Origin of the sequence: Paenarthrobacter sp. CAP02, assembly GCF_040137855.1 — a bacterium.
Lineage (GTDB): Bacteria > Actinomycetota > Actinomycetes > Actinomycetales > Micrococcaceae > Arthrobacter.
In genome coordinates this window covers 211,578-226,473 of the sequence record NZ_JBEEII010000004.1, presented here as the reverse complement: position 1 = coordinate 226,473, position 14,896 = coordinate 211,578, and the positions used below count along the sequence as shown (strand labels likewise).

The window sequence follows — 14,896 nt, the reverse complement described above, 5'->3', positions numbered from 1 at the left end:
TGGGGTTAAGTTTATCTGTTGTTGCAGGTAAGGCTTTACAACCGAAACAGCTGCGGGCTAGGACGCGAGAGCGTCGGCGCCGGCCACGATTTCGGAAAGCTCCTGCGTAATTTCGGCCTGGCGGGCCGTGTTGCGAAGGCGCGTGTACTTCTTGATCAGATCCGTAGCGTTGTCACCGGCCGACTTCATGGCACGCTGGCGGGCAGCGAGCTCGGAAGCTGCAGCCTGCAGCATTGCTGCGAAGATGCGGGATTCGATGTAACGCGGGAGCAGTGCATCAAGCACCTGCTCGGTTTCCGGTTCGAATTCGTACAGCGGCAACAGCTCCGACTCCGAGGCTGCTTCCTCTTCGACGACCTCCAGCGGGAGCAAACGGATAACCGTGGGTTCCTGCGTCACCATGGACTTGAAGCGGGTGTAGACGACGTGGATCTCGTCCACGCCTCCCTCTTCGAAGTCTGTGGAGAAGTCTTCCAAAAGTGCAGCGCCGACTTCCTGGGCGGTTTCGAATTCCGGTGCGTCCGTGCCGCCGGTCCATACGCGGGAGTATGACCGGTTGCGGAAATCGAAGTACGCCTGCGCCTTGCGGCCAACCAGGTACGCTTTGACTTCCTTGCCTTCTGCGTGAAGAAGCTCGAAGAGACCTTCAGCCTGCTTGAGCACGCTGGCCGAGTAGGATCCTGCAAGGCCGCGGTCTGAAGTAATAATCAGGACAGCGGCACGGCGGATCTGCTCCGGTTCCGTGGTCAGAGGGTGATCGATTTCGCTCTGAGTTGCGACAGCAGAAACGGCGCGGGTAATCGCGTTCGCGTAAGGCAGTGAAGCTGCTACGCGTGCGCGGGCCTTACCGATGCGCGAGGTAGCGATCAGTTCCATCGCCTTGAAGATCTTGCGCATCGACGTCGTCGAGCTGATCTTCTGACGGTAGACCCGAATCTGGGCTCCCATACTTATCCTTTCCTATGTTCCCGATGTGCTGCCCTGCCGGGGCCCTTGCGGACCCCGGCAGGGCAGGTTATCGAAACTAGCGCTTCTGCTTGACGATCTTTTCCTGGTCGACGTCGCCGCCGGCGATCGCTGCGTGCTCTTCGTGGCCTGCGCCAACCAAGTGGTTGTCGCCCTGGCCGAAGAAGCCCTTCTTGAAGGAAACGATGGCTTCCTTCAGTGCAGCAGCGGTGTCGTCATCCAGGACGTTGGTCTGGGCCAGCGTGGTCAGGATGGAGGACTGGTGCTTGAGGTGCTCCAGGAACTCGGACTCGAAACGGCTGATGTCCTCAACCGGAACGTCATCCAGGTAGCCGTTGGTACCAGCCCAGATGGACACAACCTGGTTCTCGACCGGGAACGGCGAGTACTGGCCCTGCTTGAGCAGTTCCATCAGGCGGGCACCACGGGTCAGCTGCTGACGGGAAGCAGCGTCAAGGTCGGATGCGAACATGGCGAAGGCCTGCATGTCGCGGTACTGGGCCAGGTCCAGCTTCAAAGTACCGGAGACCTTCTTCATGGACTTGACCTGTGCGGCACCACCAACGCGGGACACAGACACACCAACGTCAACAGCAGGACGCTGGTTGGCGTTGAAGAGGTCCGACTGGAGGAAGATCTGGCCATCGGTGATGGAGATCACGTTGGTCGGGATGTAGGCGGAAACGTCGTTCGCCTTCGTCTCAACGATCGGAAGACCGGTCATCGAACCCGCGCCGAGCTCGTCGGAGAGCTTTGCACAACGCTCCAGCAGGCGGGAGTGCAAGTAGAAGACGTCGCCCGGGTAGGCTTCGCGTCCCGGCGGACGGCGCAGCAACAGGGACACGGCGCGGTAAGCCTCGGCCTGCTTGGACAGGTCATCGAAGATCACCAGGACGTGCTTGCCGCCGTACATCCAGTGCTGGCCGATGGCAGAACCTGCGTAAGGTGCCAGGTACTTGAAGCCAGCGGGGTCGGATGCCGGGGACGCCACGATGGTGGTGTACTCCAGTGCGCCGTGGTCCTCAAGGGTCTGGCGTACGGCTGCGATGGTGGAAGCCTTCTGGCCAACACCAACGTAGACACAACGGACCTGCTTGGTGACATCTCCCGAAGCCCAGTTGGCCTTCTGGTTGATGATGGTGTCCACTGCGATTGCGGTCTTACCGGTCTGGCGGTCACCAATGATCAGCTGACGCTGGCCACGGCCGATCGGGATCATGGCGTCGATAGCCTTGAGGCCGGTCTGCATCGGTTCGTGAACCGACTTGCGCTCGGTAACGCCCGGTGCCTGGAGTTCCAGTGCACGGGTGCCCTCTGCCTTGATCTCGCCAAGGTCGTCGATCGGCTGGCCCAGGGGGTCGACAACGCGACCCAGGAAGGCATCGCCAACCGGAACGGACAGGATTTCACCGGTGCGGTGAACTTCCTGGCCTTCTTCAATACCGGTGAAGTCACCGAGGATAATGACACCGATCTCGCGGACGTCGAGGTTCTGGGCGAGGCCCAGCGTGCCATCTTCGAAGCGAAGCAGCTCGTTCGCCATGACCGAGGGAAGACCCTCAACACGGGCGATGCCGTCACTTGCGGTGGTCACACGACCAACCTCTACGCGCTCTGCGTTACCGGGTTCGTAGGACGCCGCGAACTCGTTCAACGCATTACGGACGTCGTCGGCGTTGATGGTCAATTCGGCCATCTGCAGTCCCTGCTCTCCTGTTTTCGTGATCATCGTTGCTCACGATGACCGGGATTTATATCAGTTAAGTTGTGCTTTGTCTTTGCTTAGCCAGCGAGCTGGCGGCGAAGTTCGGTCAGGCGGGCTATGACCGAAGCGTCAAGCACTTCGTCACCTACCTGGACGCGGACTCCGCCGATCAGTGCCGGTTCGACATTGACGTTGACCTTCAGTTCGCGGCCGTAAAGGGCGTTCAGCCCGGCCTGCAGACGGCTGGCCTGCGTTTCCGTCAACGGACGGGTAACGCTGACGGTTGCAATCCAGCGCTGCTGGCGCTTGGCTGCAAGCTTGGCGAAGGACTCGACAAGCTTGCTCGGCTTGACACCCCGCGGATGCGTCACTGCCTGGCTGATGAGAACCTTGGCTTCCTCGCTGATGCCAGGAACAAGCTTCTCGACCAGTGCGATCTTTGCCGCGGGCGACGCCTGCGGCTCAGACAAAGCACGTTGTACTTCGTGGCTGGAAGCGACGGCCTGGTTGAAAGCAAACAGATCGTTTTCCAGCTCTTCCAGCCCCGTGATACCAGAGGCAGAAACGGCCGACTTGTTTTCAGCTACAGCAATGACCACCGTGGCGGCAAGGGTCTCGAGTGCATCGCCGATATCGCGTGCAGATGCCCAGCGTGAGCCAGCCAACCCGCCCGCAATCTCAGCAGCATCAGCGGAGACTTTCCCGCCAACCAGCTGCTTGACCAGCGCCGACTTCTCGTCTCCGGTACGGGACGGGTCAGTCAGGGCGCGGCGCAAGCCAGCCGAGCTGTCCACCGTTCCCAGGATTCCGAAGAGGTCCTTAGCCAACTGCAGCGAGGCGAAGGGAAGCTTGGCTTCCAACTGCGCCAGCGCTGTGGTCAGCGATTCGCTCGATATACCTGCCATTACTTAGCTGCACCTGCGCTCTGGGTCTCCAGATCTGCAAGGAAGCGGTCCACAACGCGTGCAGCGCGCTCCTCATCGGTGAGTGCTTCACCAACGATGCGGCCGGCAAGCGTCGTTGCCAGGGTGCCAACCTCGGAGCGGAGCGAGACAACTGCTGCCTGGCGCTCCGATTCGATAGCGGCGTGTGCCTGCTCGGTGATCCTGGCAGACTCGGCAGCGGCCTTGGCCTTCAGGTCCGCGAGGATCTGGGCGCCTTCGGCACGTGCTTCTTCGCGGATGCGGTTGGCTTCGGCGCGGGCATCGGTGAGCTGCTGCTTGTACTCTTCGAGTGCTGCAGATGCTTCCGCCTGTGCCGCCTCGGCCTTGGCAATGCCACCTTCGATCGCTTCGGCGCGCTCCGCGAAGGTCTTCTCGAACATCGGGACAACAAACTTGACCACGATGTACAGGAGGACTGCGAAGCCAACGAGGACGACACCCATTTCCCAGATATTGGGAACGAGCGGGTTGGTGCCCTTTTCGCCTTCAGTGGCGGCTGAGATGATCAGCTGATTCATATTTCACCCGTCCTATCTACTCGTGCTTGGGATTCGCTTGGTTCTAAGGACTAGGAAAGAACGAAAGCGAAGACCAGGCCGAGGATGGCAAGAGCTTCAGTCAGTGCCAGACCAAGGAACGCGATCGGCTGCAGCACACGCTGAGCTTCCGGCTGACGTGCAACACCGTTGATGTAAGCGGCGAACACGAGACCCACACCGATACCACCGCCGATGGCCGAAAGACCGTAGCCGATGAGGTTGAGGGAGCCGTTGATGGTGCCTTCCATTTTTTCTTCCTTTCAAGATGCCGCCCGTGCGGCAGGTTGTTTGGGTTGCTTCATCCCCGCAAGGGGAAGTGTTGTGAGCCTTAGTGGCTGTCGGCGTGCAGGGCGCCTTCGATGTAGATCGCGGTCAGCAAAGTGAACACGTATGCCTGCAGGGCCATGATCAGGGCCTCGAGCATGTACATGGCGATCGCACCAACCAGAACCAGGACCGATGCACCCTTGAGCAGTACGTTCTCCTGCATGACAAGGAACTCGATGCCGGAACCGGCAAGCATCACGATCAGGTGGCCGGCCAGCATGGTCGCGAACAGACGGAGGCTGTGCGTGACGGGGCGGACCAGGAAGTTGGAGATGATTTCGATCGGTACGACGATCAGCAGGATGTACCACGGGATTCCCGACGGCACGGTTGCGAGCTTGAAGTATTTCAGGCCGTTCTTCTTGACACCGATTGCGATCCAGGTGAAGAAGACGATGCCTGCCAGCACGTACGCTCCACCAACGTGGGAGAAGCTTGGCAGCTGGATGACGGGGATCGCGCCATAGATGTTGTTGACCAAAATGAAGAAGAACAAGCTGAACAACAGCGGGACATACTTGATGAAGTCCTTGCCGCCGATGATGTCCTTGGCGATGCTGTTGCGGACGAAGCCGTAGGCCATCTCGCCTGCGAACTGCAGCTTGCCGGGAACCAGCTGCTGCTTACGTGCAGCGAGGATAAAGAATGTAGCAATAATGACGACCGATAGGATCACCAGCAGCATCTGCTTGGAGAAGCCATCGTGCGCACCCCAAGGCAGGATTGCCGGCAGGTGCATTTCGTCGATTCCGGGTGGGGTGAAGGACCCCGAATCCTGGGCGGGGAGCGCAAGCGCGATCAACGCGTTTCCTCTCTGCTGTGTCCATCATTGGGCATTGGTTGGAGTCCGGACGCGTTGGACGCATTCGTCATCCGTGTGAAATTATTTGGCATTACTGTCCCCGTCCGTGGACGGACCGCTGTCTGCGTTACTCTCGCCAGGAGTGGTGCTTTGCCTGGTGAGGCCATGCATATGGGAAAGATAGAACCCTCCTGCGGCTCCCAGCAGAGCGCCAAGGAGCACAATCCAGCGGGTCCCCCACAGATTATCCAGACCCCAGCCTACCAAACTCCAGACAATGATCCCGCCAATGATGTAGCTGAAGACAGCCATACCGGCGTTATATCCGCCGTCGTTTCCGTCGTTGCCGGTTTCGTTGCCGCTGGCAGGCTGCTGGGCAGTAAGGGACGGGCGTGAATAGCGCTTACGCGGAGACATCCGGACCATCCTTCTGCTCGGCTGGGTCGTTGTAGATCTGGAGGCGGGCCTTGCTGAAGCCGTAGATTTCTGCAGCCTGCCAGAAGACAACGGCAACCACAGCACCAATCAGGAACCAGCGGTGGTGGAGCCAGTCCGGAGCGCCGAGCACAAAGAGCACCACGGCGAATCCGATCACTTTGATGAAATACGTGGCAACAAAGAGCCCGACTGCGCCGGAAGGGTTGTCACGGCCAACAAAATGGCCGATCAGGAGGCTGATTCCGAAGAAGAGCATGACCAAGGCGGAGCCAAACGCTGCTGAAAGAGCGCCCTGCCCGCCGTTCATGAAGGCCGCGATGACGCAGGTTATGGCTGTTGCTGCCACCGCTGCTGCGGCACTGAGCATGAGCAACCGGAGCCACAACGAAGACTGGCCGCCAACAGATCCAACACCACGTTTACCGGACGGTCGTCCGGTTTCGGCGTTGGATGTCATGGGGATACCAATCCTTGTGGCACAGGTGCCATCTTCTCAAAGGGGGATTTACGGGCGAGTGACTGTCCGCAGTAAGAATTCTACATGAGATAGAACTGTGACTCTAACCAGACTTCATCTACTGCTCCCCCGGCCGCGTCGAGTTCCGGGTGAAGTAGGGCCACGCCGTGACTGCCGCCATGACGAGCGCTGCCGCGATGACAACGATGAGTACCACCTGCCACGGGAAGACCGCGAAGGCGACGCCGCCGAACGCAAGGATGCAGGTCCACACATACAGCATGACGACGGCGGTGCGGTGCGAGTACCCCAGGTCGACCAGCTTGTGATGGAGGTGCCCACGGTCGGCGGACCATGGTGACTGTCCCCTTGCCGTCCTCCGGATCACCGCCATTCCCAGATCCAGGAGTGGAAGGGACAGGACCGCGAAGGGCAGGAGGATGGGAACCACTGTGGGGATACCGTTGGCGCGGTCGTAGAGGCCGGACCCGATCTGTCCCGTCGCCACGACGCCGGCGGATGCCATGAGCAGCCCGATCAGCATGGCTCCCGAATCCCCCATGAAGATCTTTGCCGGGAACCAGTTATGGGGCAGGAAGCCGATGCAGCTGCCGACCAGGATGGCCATCAGGAGTGTCGCCAGGTCTGAATTGTCGGTGGAGGGGTTGTTGCGGTGGACCCAGTAGGCGGTGAGGAAGAACGCTCCCCCGCCAATGGTTGCGACCCCTGCTGCCAGTCCATCGAGCCCGTCGATAAAGTTCACAGCGTTCATGGTGGTGACAATCAGGCCCGCGGTGAGGACAATCTGGACCACCTCGGAGCCCAGGAAGATCGGTTCGGGGATGAACGGGACGACGGACATCCGGACTCCCCAGACAGCCACAATGAGCGCAGCCGCTCCTTGTCCCAGCAGTTTGATCCACCAGCGAATGTCCAGGATGTCGTCCGCAACTCCAACCGCCACGATGACGACGGCGCCCGCGAGAATCCCCCATGGAGCATCGTTGTGCCTGAAAATGTCCCTGACGAAGAAGGAATTGCTGGCAACAACCAACGCGACGAAGAAGCCGGCGAAAATGCCCAGGCCGCCCAGCTTGGAAATCAGCACGGAGTGCATGTCGCGGCTCCGGATGGGCCGGTAGAGCCGCAGCTTGTTCCCTGCCACGCGTGCGCCCCACGTCCCCGCGTAGGACACCACGGCAGCCGTAAGCGCCATCAGCAGATACATGATCATGCTGCGGCTCCCGGAAGTTGTCCGCCGGTTGGATCGGAAGCGCTTGTCAGCGAACGTGGCCGGATCCCCGCCTGGATGCCGGGGAATCCCGGGCAGCTCAAGGTGTGGAATTCTGTCTGTGGATAAATGGAACTACTCCGTCGCCATGCCTGCACCGGCTCTGCCGAATGTTGCGGGATTTTCGTGGACTCTTGTCACGATACTAATGCCATCGGCCGTGACCAGCCTGTGACGCAGCCGCAGTACCCCAAGTTGTTTAGCTGCCTTAGCACCGCTTTTTTACTGCCGGACGGGCTGCCGGACATCACGCAGCGCGTAGATACCGGCCAACACTTCGGCGTTGGGTCGCGGGGCCTTAAGGCCGTCCCGGAGGCCATTGAAAAGTCCTGCCAACAGTACTTTCCGGTTCTTGGAAGCGATGATCGTCCGGGTCCAGTTTCTCAGTGAAGCACCGGTGAAGAGCACCTTTTCCCACGGCGCCAGTGCGTTGGACCGCGTGTAGACCCACACCTTGTTGCGCACCTCGTAATAGAAGCGGGGGCCCGGGTCGGCGCCGGCGTCACCAAAGACTTTCGTGTGGTGGTTGGCAACCGACGCGTTGGTGCTCAGTGCGATGCCCTTGCGGGAAACCCTGGCGGTGTACTCCAGGTCATCGTTCCAGATGAAGTAGTCCGCTATGGGCAGTCCGTGGCGCCTGATTTCCGCTGCTTGGATGAGGACCGAAACGAACGAAGCGCTGCGGATTTGCGTGGCACCGAGTCGGGCAGCGGCGCTTCGGGATTCTTCGCTTGCGCCCATCCGGGGGCGCATGCGGTTCATGGGATGGTCGCGACCATCAGTCCACACCACGCGGCTGGCGATGAAACCAGGGACGTCTCCTGTGTCCTGCCCATATGCCTGGGCAAGGTCCAGTGCTTCCTGCAGCGCCGGGCGCTGGGGCTCAGTGTCGTCATCCATGATCCACACGTGGTCTGCGCGATGGTCAAGGACTGCGCGTTCCATGCCGACTGCGAAGCCTCCTGCGCCGCCTACGTTGGTATTCAACGTCACCACGTCCGTGGTCACCGGCCCCTGGTAGGTCCGCAGGAACTCCGCTGTTCCGTCCGTGGAGGCGTTGTCGACGACGACGACGACGTCCGGCACCCGGGTGCCAGAGGCGATCCCCGCCAAGGTTGTCAGGAGAAGTTCACGCCGGTTATAGGTCACCACGACGGCGACCACAATGGGTTGGGAGGTCATTCACTGGCCTTCGGTCTTGGATGGTTGGAAGCGGCGGCGAATCAAGAGGCCTGCCAGCTTCCACGGTTCAACAAATACCCTGTAGGCAACCCGCCCCGGATGGAGCAGCAGTCGCCAGGCCCATTCCAGGCCCAGGCGCCCCAGCCAGCGCGGAGCAAGTTTCTGGACGCCTGCAACCTGTTCAATGGCCCCTCCAACTGCGCAGTACACAGCCGGTGGCAACTCCGCGAGTCGTCGCCGGAGGACAGCTTCCTGAAGGGGCATCCCCAAACCCAGGAGCACCAGCTGGGGACGGAAGTCGCTGAGCCAGTTCACTACGGCGGCCTCCGTGGCGCCATCCCAGTCTTCACCCGGCATTCCGTCAACGGTTACGCCGCGCGCAATGGACCGCAACCGCATGACGGCCTTCGTGTTGGCCTCACGACCAGCACCAACCACTGCCACGCGCTGCAAGCCGGGCACTTTCCCGAGGTCAGGAATCCAATCCATTGACCCAAGCCGGTAGGCCATGGCTCCTTGGCCGAGTGGATGTAATTGCTTCCTGTGGGCCAGGCCCCACAGCAAGGCCACGGGCGCGCCGTCCAGCAGGACAATGGAACTGTCCCGGTAGAGGGAGCGGAACTCCGGGCAGGAGTGGAAAAGCGTAATGCTGTGGAGGTTGTGACCCAGCACCGTGGCGGTGGTGCCCGCTGCAATGAGGCCGCCCATGGCATTGATGAGCTCATCAACGCGCAGCGGAGTGGCGTCGACGTCAAGGACGGGGACGCGTTGGCGGTCGGGAATCATTCGGGCTTGGATTGGACTGGAGCGCCTGGTTCCGCGATGTCGGCCGCAGGTCCCTGTTCGACGGCGGCAGGTTCCGATACGTCCGCCTGCGCGTCACCGGAGGCGGTTTCCTCGGGTTCGGCCTGCGGTCCCGGGACCTCAGCCCCGAGGGTTTCCCCAAAACCAAGGATGGACGGAACGATTTCGCGCAGGCGTTCGAGCTCGATGGCGCCTTGGCGAACCACACGGAATGGCGTGGACGTGGCATCGACGATCGTGGACGGCAGCGCTGCGGTGCCCTTGACGGGCCGGAACCCGCCTTCCAGGTAGACCTCCACCGATTCAGCCAGCTGGAGGCGGGCCTCGGAAGCTGTCTGGGCCGCCTCCTGGCCTGTGCGGTTGGCGGAGGAGACTGCGAGCGGGCCGGTCAGGCTCAGGAGGTCCAATGCGATCTCGTCGTCTGGCATCCTGAGGGCTACGGTGCCTTTGGTATCGCCCAAATCCCAGTCCAGGGATGGCTGGGCGTGCAGAATGAGGGTCAGTCCACCGGGCCAGAAAGCCTGCGCGAGTGCCCGGGCATCCGCCGGTACATCGGTGGCCAGCCCATCCAGGGCATTGATCCGGGGAATCAGCACCGGCGGAGGCATCTGGCGGCTGCGGCCCTTGGAAGCGAGCAGCAGGGTGACGGCCAGGGGTGAAAAGGCGTCCGCACCAATGCCGTAAACAGTGTCAGTGGGAAGCACGATGCACTTCTTTTCGCTGATGGCGCGCTGGGCGTGCTGAAGGCCTTCAGTCCGCTGGTCATCGGAAGTGCAATTGTAGGTTGTGGTCACAGCCCTATTCTTTCACTCATCAGGAGCGGCGCTTGCCAGCACTGCGCTGGTGGCACGTTCCTTGCCGTTCAGGTCAAAGTGCGTGGTGACGTCATTCCAACGTCCCGTTCCCCGGAGCATCCCCGCGATCCACGCCGCCTGGACTTCAGCGTGTTCCATCACAAAGTAGCCGCCTGGTTTCAGGAGCCGCGCCGCAGAGGCTGCTGCCGCCGTCGGGAGTTCCATGCCGTCCGCTCCCCCACCGTACAGTGCCTCGGGTGGATCGTGGAGTGCAACTTCCGGTTCTGTGGGTATCGCCTCCGCCGGGATGTACGGGGGGTTGGAAACGACGACGTCGAAGGTTCCGTTATGTTCGGGCAGCGCATCTCTGAGATCACCCTGCAGGAGCGTGACCCCCAAGGGTTCCAGGTTCTTCGCGGCCCACGCGTGCGCAAAAGTACTGAACTCAACCGCGTGGACTTCGGCACCCGGGACCTCGTGGGCAATCGAGCCGGCGATCGCGCCGGATCCGGTGCCAAGGTCCACTACTTTGGGATGTGGCATTCCTGCCAGGTGGTCGATGACCAACTGGACCACCGATTCCGTTTCAGGCCGGGGTATGAACACACCGGGGCCAACGCGCAGTTCAAGGTACCGGAAATACGCGACGCCGGTGATGTGCTGCAACGGCACCCGCCCGGCACGTTCGGCCACCAGGTCCGCATAGCCTTCAGGCGCAGGATCCCTGCCGAGGAGCATCGCGCGAAGACGGCCAAGGCCGACTCCCAGGAGGTGCTCCGCGAGAAGTTCCGCGTCCACGCGCGGCGTGGGCACGCCCGCCTCGGTAAGAATGGCAGTAGCCTCGCGAACTGCGTCCGCGAGGCTCTGGCCTGGGTAAAACGTCATGGATCTACTCTGCTGTTGGAGTGCGGCAGGGTGCTATTCGCCGATGGCGTCCAGGCGCGCCTGTTCGTCAGCCTCAATGGCCGACTGGATGACGGGCTCAAGATCGCCGTTCATCACGGCATCTAGGTTGTAGGCCTTATAACCCGTGCGGTGGTCCGCAATCCGGTTTTCCGGGAAGTTGTACGTGCGGATGCGCTCCGAACGGTCCATGGTGCGGATCTGCGACTTGCGCTGTTCCGAGTTGGCGGCGTCGATCTGCTCCTGCTGGTGGGCAAGGAGCCGGGCACGAAGAACGCGCATGCCGGCTTCACGGTTCTGCAGCTGCGACTTCTCGTTCTGCATCGCCACAACAATGCCCGTGGGCAAGTGGGTGATGCGGACGGCGGAGTCAGTGGTGTTCACGGACTGGCCACCGGGACCTGAAGAACGGTAAACGTCGATCTTGAGGTCGTTCTGGTTGATTTCAAGCTCTTCGGGCTCATCCACTTCGGGAAGAACCAGGACACCTGCAGCGGAGGTGTGGATACGACCCTGCGATTCGGTCACGGGAACGCGCTGCACACGGTGGACGCCGCCCTCAAACTTCAACCTGGCGAAGACACCTTCAGCGGGATCGTTGGAGTTTCCCTTGATCGCGACGGAGACGTCCTTGTAACCACCGAGGTCAGATTCGGTGGCCGAGATCATTTCGGTCTTCCAGCCACGGGATTCGGCGTAGCGCATGTACATGCGCAGGAGGTCGCCGGCGAACAACGCAGCTTCATCGCCACCTTCGCCACCCTTGACTTCCAGGATCACGTTGCGGGCATCATCAGGATCACGCGGGATCAGCAGCCGGCGAAGACGCTCCTCAGCGGCGGGGATCTGCTCTTCCAACTGCACTACTTCAGCGGCGAACTCGGGATCCTCGTCAGCCATCTCCTTGGCAGCCTCAAGATCATCGTTGAGCCCGCGCCACTTGTTGTAAGCCTCCACAATGCCCTGAAGCTGAGCAGACCGCCGCCCCAACTTCCTGGCCGCAGACTGATCAGCGTAAACGGCAGGATCACTCAACTGCGCCTGAATAGCAGCATGCTCATCAAGCAATCCCTGTACGGACTCAAACATTCTCAAACCTCTTTCGACTTCTACAAGTCTAATAACTGCATCGTGTGGTCACGCACAGCCCATTTGGGGGCCCACTGGGCCGTCTCTGACCTCACGTGGTGTCGGGCCAAGGATTCCTTAAACAAAGACCGCTCAAAATATGCCGGCCAGGGAGTGGCTTCGGGCCTGCCGGAGCCGGGTAGCTTCCGATCGCAGATCGGAAGCTACCCGGCGTAGGGGCGGGGCCGGCATATTTTGAGCGGTTAGAGCACAGCTACTTGTCGTTATCCGACTTCGCTCCGAGCGTCGTCTTCTGAACCTGCATGAGGAACTCGACGTTGCTCTGTGTCTCCCGGATCTTGTTGGTCAGCAGCTCAAGGCTCTGCTGCTGCTCCAGTCCGGAGAGGACGCGGCGCAGCTTCCACATGATCTTGACTTCTTCAGGCGAGAGCAGGTTCTCTTCGCGGCGCGTGCCGGACGCGTTGACGTCCACAGCCGGGAAGATTCGCTTGTCAGCCAGCTGGCGGGACAGGCGGAGCTCCATGTTGCCGGTGCCCTTGAACTCTTCGAAGATCACTTCGTCCATCTTGGAGCCGGTCTCCACGAGAGCCGTTGCCAGGATGGTGAGCGAGCCGCCGTTTTCGATGTTGCGGGCAGCACCGAAGAAGCGCTTGGGCGGGTACAGAGCTGCGGAGTCGACACCACCGGACAGGATGCGGCCGGAGGCCGGTGCTGCCAGGTTGTAGGCGCGGCCCAGGCGGGTCATGGAGTCCAGGAGGACTACCACGTCCATGCCCATTTCCACGAGGCGCTTGGCGCGCTCGATGGAGAGCTCGGCAACGGTGGTGTGGTCGTCTGCGGGACGGTCGAAGGTGGAGGCAATGACCTCACCCTTGACTGTGCGCTGCATGTCCGTGACTTCTTCGGGACGTTCGTCAACGAGCACCATCATGAGGTGGACCTCAGGATTGTTGGTGGTGATGGCGTTGGCGATGGACTGCAGGATGAGGGTCTTACCAGCCTTGGGCGGGGAGACAATCAGGCCACGCTGGCCCTTGCCGATCGGAGCCACGAGGTCGATGACACGCGGGCCGATCTTCTTGGGGTCGGTTTCCAGGCGGAGGCGCTCGGACGGGTACAGCGGAACGAGCTTTGCGAACTCGACGCGGTCCTTGAGCTCTTCGGGAGTCTTGCCGTTGACGGAAGTGACGCGGACAAGCGCGTTGAACTTCTGGCGGGCGGACTGCTGGCTGCGGTCTTCGCCATCACGCGGTGCGCGGATGGCACCCACGACGGCGTCGCCCTTACGGAGGTTGTACTTCTTGACCTGTGCCAGCGAAACGTAGACGTCGTTGGCACCGGGGAGGTAACCGGACGTACGGATGAACGCGTAGTTCTCCAGGACGTCCAGGATGCCGGCTACGGGCAGCAGCACATCGTCCTCGGTGACCTCGACGTCGTCAACGTCCGGTCCCTGGGCGCGGCCACGGCGGCGTTCGTTGCGGTCACGGAAACGGTCGCTGCGGGTGTTCCCGTCACGACTGTCCTGACCGCCGCGGCGATCGCTGCGGTCGTTCTGGTCGTTGCGGTCACGACGGTTCCGGCGGTTACGACGGTTGCCCGTGTCTTCGCCGTCGTTGTTGTCATCGCGGCGGCCACGGGTGTTGTCGCGGCGGTCGCGCTGCTCGCCGGAATCGGACTGCTCGCGCTGTTCAGTGCGCTGCTCCCGCTGTTCGGTGCGGTCGCCGCGCTGTTCGCGCTGCTCGGTGCGGTCGCCGCGCTGTTCGCGCTGCTCGGTGCGGTCGGCACGCTGTTCGCGCTGATCGGTGCGCTGCTCAGCGGCCGGAGCCTCCGGTGCCTCAGCGGGGGCTGCGGCTGCTTCGCCACGGCGGCGGTTACGGGTGCGCGGCTGGCGGCGTTCAGTGCCTGCCTCCGGCGTTTCCACTGAAGCAGGTGCATCAGCAACCGGTGCAGCTACGGGCTCGGCCGGAGCCGATGCGGCTTCAGCCGCCGCTACGACGCCGTCACTGGTGGCGCGGCGGCTTCGACCACGTCCACGGGCACGCGGGGCTTCCTGGGCCGGGGCTTCAGCCGACTCGGCAGAGGCGCCGTTGTCCGAGGCCTTGACCTCCGCAGCCGGAGCTTCCTTGGCTACGGCAGCGTTGGCCTTGACCGGGGCTGAGGCCTTGGCGGGAGCCTTCGTGGTGGAAGTACCTGCGCGGTGGGCCGAAATGGCCGTGACCAAGTCCCCCTTGCGCATGCGCGATCCCCCGGAAATGCCCAGCTGGCTCGCGAGAGCCTGAAGCTGGGCAAGCTTAAGGCCCGCAAGCCCGCTGCTCTTGGTGGTTGCTGCCGTTGACGACTCGGCAGCAGAAGATGTTGTGTCCACAGCTGAAGACAGCTCAGTGGTTTCTGTCACGAAGGATCCTTCCCCCTCGACGGCGTCCAGAGCGAGAGCTGGACGCGATGATTTGTTCTGGGCTGCAGTTCAGATCTGCAGCCTGCGATTTGGCCGTGCCTGATGGATTGTGGCCACCAGGGCCGGATACTGATCGTCATCACTGGATCCAGTTACCCGGACAGCCGGCCAATTGATCAGGAACAGAGAAAGATCTGCGGCACCTGAGGCCGGAAAGAGACGGCACCACCAACGTTGGCACAGTTGACGAAAGGTAC

Annotated in this window: 15 protein-coding genes; all 15 read right to left on the bottom strand. The window is 61.8% G+C overall.

What is annotated here, in order from left to right; all coding sequences use genetic code 11:
• Positions 1–57 precede the first annotated feature (57 nt).
• On the bottom strand, positions 58–948 hold the full coding sequence (locus ABHM97_RS08815; RefSeq protein ID WP_211711548.1) for a F0F1 ATP synthase subunit gamma: 891 nt from the start codon (positions 946–948) through the stop codon (positions 58–60).
• 76 nt (positions 949–1,024) lie between these two features.
• Positions 1,025–2,662 carry a F0F1 ATP synthase subunit alpha gene (gene atpA / locus ABHM97_RS08810; RefSeq protein ID WP_211711786.1) on the bottom strand — a complete coding sequence of 546 codons (1,638 nt, stop codon included), beginning with the start codon at positions 2,660–2,662 and terminating at the stop codon, positions 1,025–1,027.
• Positions 2,663–2,748: 86 nt separating this feature from the next.
• Positions 2,749–3,576 carry a F0F1 ATP synthase subunit delta gene (locus tag ABHM97_RS08805; protein WP_349470350.1) on the bottom strand — a complete coding sequence of 276 codons (828 nt, stop codon included), beginning with the start codon at positions 3,574–3,576 and terminating at the stop codon, positions 2,749–2,751.
• A complete protein-coding gene (locus ABHM97_RS08800) occupies positions 3,576–4,133 on the bottom strand; it encodes a F0F1 ATP synthase subunit B (RefSeq protein ID WP_349470349.1) in 558 nt (185 codons plus the stop codon). Before ABHM97_RS08800 ends, ABHM97_RS08805 begins: the two co-directional genes overlap by 1 nt.
• A 50-nt stretch (positions 4,134–4,183) precedes the next feature.
• Positions 4,184–4,402 (bottom strand): ATP synthase F0 subunit C, encoded by a 219-nt coding sequence (gene atpE, locus ABHM97_RS08795; RefSeq protein ID WP_011775261.1) that lies wholly within the window; start codon positions 4,400–4,402, stop codon positions 4,184–4,186.
• Positions 4,403–4,482: 80 nt separating this feature from the next.
• Positions 4,483–5,283 (bottom strand): F0F1 ATP synthase subunit A, encoded by an 801-nt coding sequence (gene atpB, locus ABHM97_RS08790; protein WP_235521606.1) that lies wholly within the window; start codon positions 5,281–5,283, stop codon positions 4,483–4,485.
• An 81-nt stretch (positions 5,284–5,364) separates the two neighbouring features.
• Positions 5,365–5,700, bottom strand: a complete 336-nt coding sequence (locus ABHM97_RS08785) for a hypothetical protein (protein ID WP_235521607.1) — start codon at positions 5,698–5,700, stop codon at positions 5,365–5,367.
• Positions 5,687–6,178 carry a Cg1360 family ATP-synthase-associated protein gene (locus ABHM97_RS08780; protein ID WP_235521608.1) on the bottom strand — a complete coding sequence of 164 codons (492 nt, stop codon included), beginning with the start codon at positions 6,176–6,178 and terminating at the stop codon, positions 5,687–5,689. Before ABHM97_RS08780 ends, ABHM97_RS08785 begins: the two co-directional genes overlap by 14 nt.
• Positions 6,179–6,296: 118 nt before the next feature.
• Positions 6,297–7,412, bottom strand: coding sequence for an MraY family glycosyltransferase (locus tag ABHM97_RS08775; RefSeq protein WP_235521609.1), 1,116 nt, complete (start codon positions 7,410–7,412; stop codon positions 6,297–6,299).
• Between the two features lie 279 nt (positions 7,413–7,691).
• Entirely contained in the window at positions 7,692–8,651 is a 960-nt protein-coding gene (locus ABHM97_RS08770; protein WP_349470348.1) for a glycosyltransferase, read from the bottom strand.
• The gene (locus tag ABHM97_RS08765) at positions 8,652–9,437 is read right to left on the bottom strand and encodes a WecB/TagA/CpsF family glycosyltransferase (protein ID WP_349470346.1); all 786 of its coding nucleotides are present in this window, start codon (positions 9,435–9,437) and stop codon (positions 8,652–8,654) included.
• Entirely contained in the window at positions 9,434–10,249 is an 816-nt protein-coding gene (locus tag ABHM97_RS08760) for an L-threonylcarbamoyladenylate synthase (protein WP_349470345.1), read from the bottom strand. The genes ABHM97_RS08765 and ABHM97_RS08760 overlap by 4 nt, the downstream gene beginning before the upstream one ends.
• A gap of 12 nt (positions 10,250–10,261) precedes the next feature.
• Positions 10,262–11,134, bottom strand: coding sequence for a peptide chain release factor N(5)-glutamine methyltransferase (gene prmC / locus ABHM97_RS08755; RefSeq protein ID WP_349470344.1), 873 nt, complete (start codon positions 11,132–11,134; stop codon positions 10,262–10,264).
• Positions 11,135–11,167: 33 nt separating this feature from the next.
• Positions 11,168–12,241, bottom strand: a complete 1,074-nt coding sequence (prfA, locus tag ABHM97_RS08750; RefSeq protein ID WP_235521614.1) for a peptide chain release factor 1 — start codon at positions 12,239–12,241, stop codon at positions 11,168–11,170.
• Between the two features lie 253 nt (positions 12,242–12,494).
• Positions 12,495–14,639 (bottom strand): transcription termination factor Rho, encoded by a 2,145-nt coding sequence (gene rho, locus ABHM97_RS08745; RefSeq protein ID WP_349470342.1) that lies wholly within the window; start codon positions 14,637–14,639, stop codon positions 12,495–12,497.
• Positions 14,640–14,896: the final 257 nt, after the last annotated feature.

Excerpts from the sequence above, each read along its gene's own strand:
- ABHM97_RS08815 (WP_211711548.1), bottom strand. The coding sequence starts at position 948 with ATGGGAGCCCAGATTCGGGTCTACCGTCAGAAGATCAGCTCGACGACG.
- atpA (WP_211711786.1), bottom strand. The coding sequence starts at position 2,662 with ATGGCCGAATTGACCATCAACGCCGACGACGTCCGTAATGCGTTGAAC.
- ABHM97_RS08805 (WP_349470350.1), bottom strand. The coding sequence starts at position 3,576 with ATGGCAGGTATATCGAGCGAATCGCTGACCACAGCGCTGGCGCAGTTG.
- ABHM97_RS08800 (WP_349470349.1), bottom strand. The coding sequence starts at position 4,133 with ATGAATCAGCTGATCATCTCAGCCGCCACTGAAGGCGAAAAGGGCACC.
- atpE (WP_011775261.1), bottom strand. The coding sequence starts at position 4,402 with ATGGAAGGCACCATCAACGGCTCCCTCAACCTCATCGGCTACGGTCTT.
- ABHM97_RS08785 (WP_235521607.1), bottom strand. The coding sequence starts at position 5,700 with ATGTCTCCGCGTAAGCGCTATTCACGCCCGTCCCTTACTGCCCAGCAG.
- ABHM97_RS08780 (WP_235521608.1), bottom strand. The coding sequence starts at position 6,178 with ATGACATCCAACGCCGAAACCGGACGACCGTCCGGTAAACGTGGTGTT.
- ABHM97_RS08775 (WP_235521609.1), bottom strand. The coding sequence starts at position 7,412 with ATGATCATGTATCTGCTGATGGCGCTTACGGCTGCCGTGGTGTCCTAC.
- ABHM97_RS08770 (WP_349470348.1), bottom strand. The coding sequence starts at position 8,651 with ATGACCTCCCAACCCATTGTGGTCGCCGTCGTGGTGACCTATAACCGG.
- ABHM97_RS08765 (WP_349470346.1), bottom strand. The coding sequence starts at position 9,437 with ATGATTCCCGACCGCCAACGCGTCCCCGTCCTTGACGTCGACGCCACT.
- prmC (WP_349470344.1), bottom strand. The coding sequence starts at position 11,134 with ATGACGTTTTACCCAGGCCAGAGCCTCGCGGACGCAGTTCGCGAGGCT.
- prfA (WP_235521614.1), bottom strand. The coding sequence starts at position 12,241 with ATGTTTGAGTCCGTACAGGGATTGCTTGATGAGCATGCTGCTATTCAG.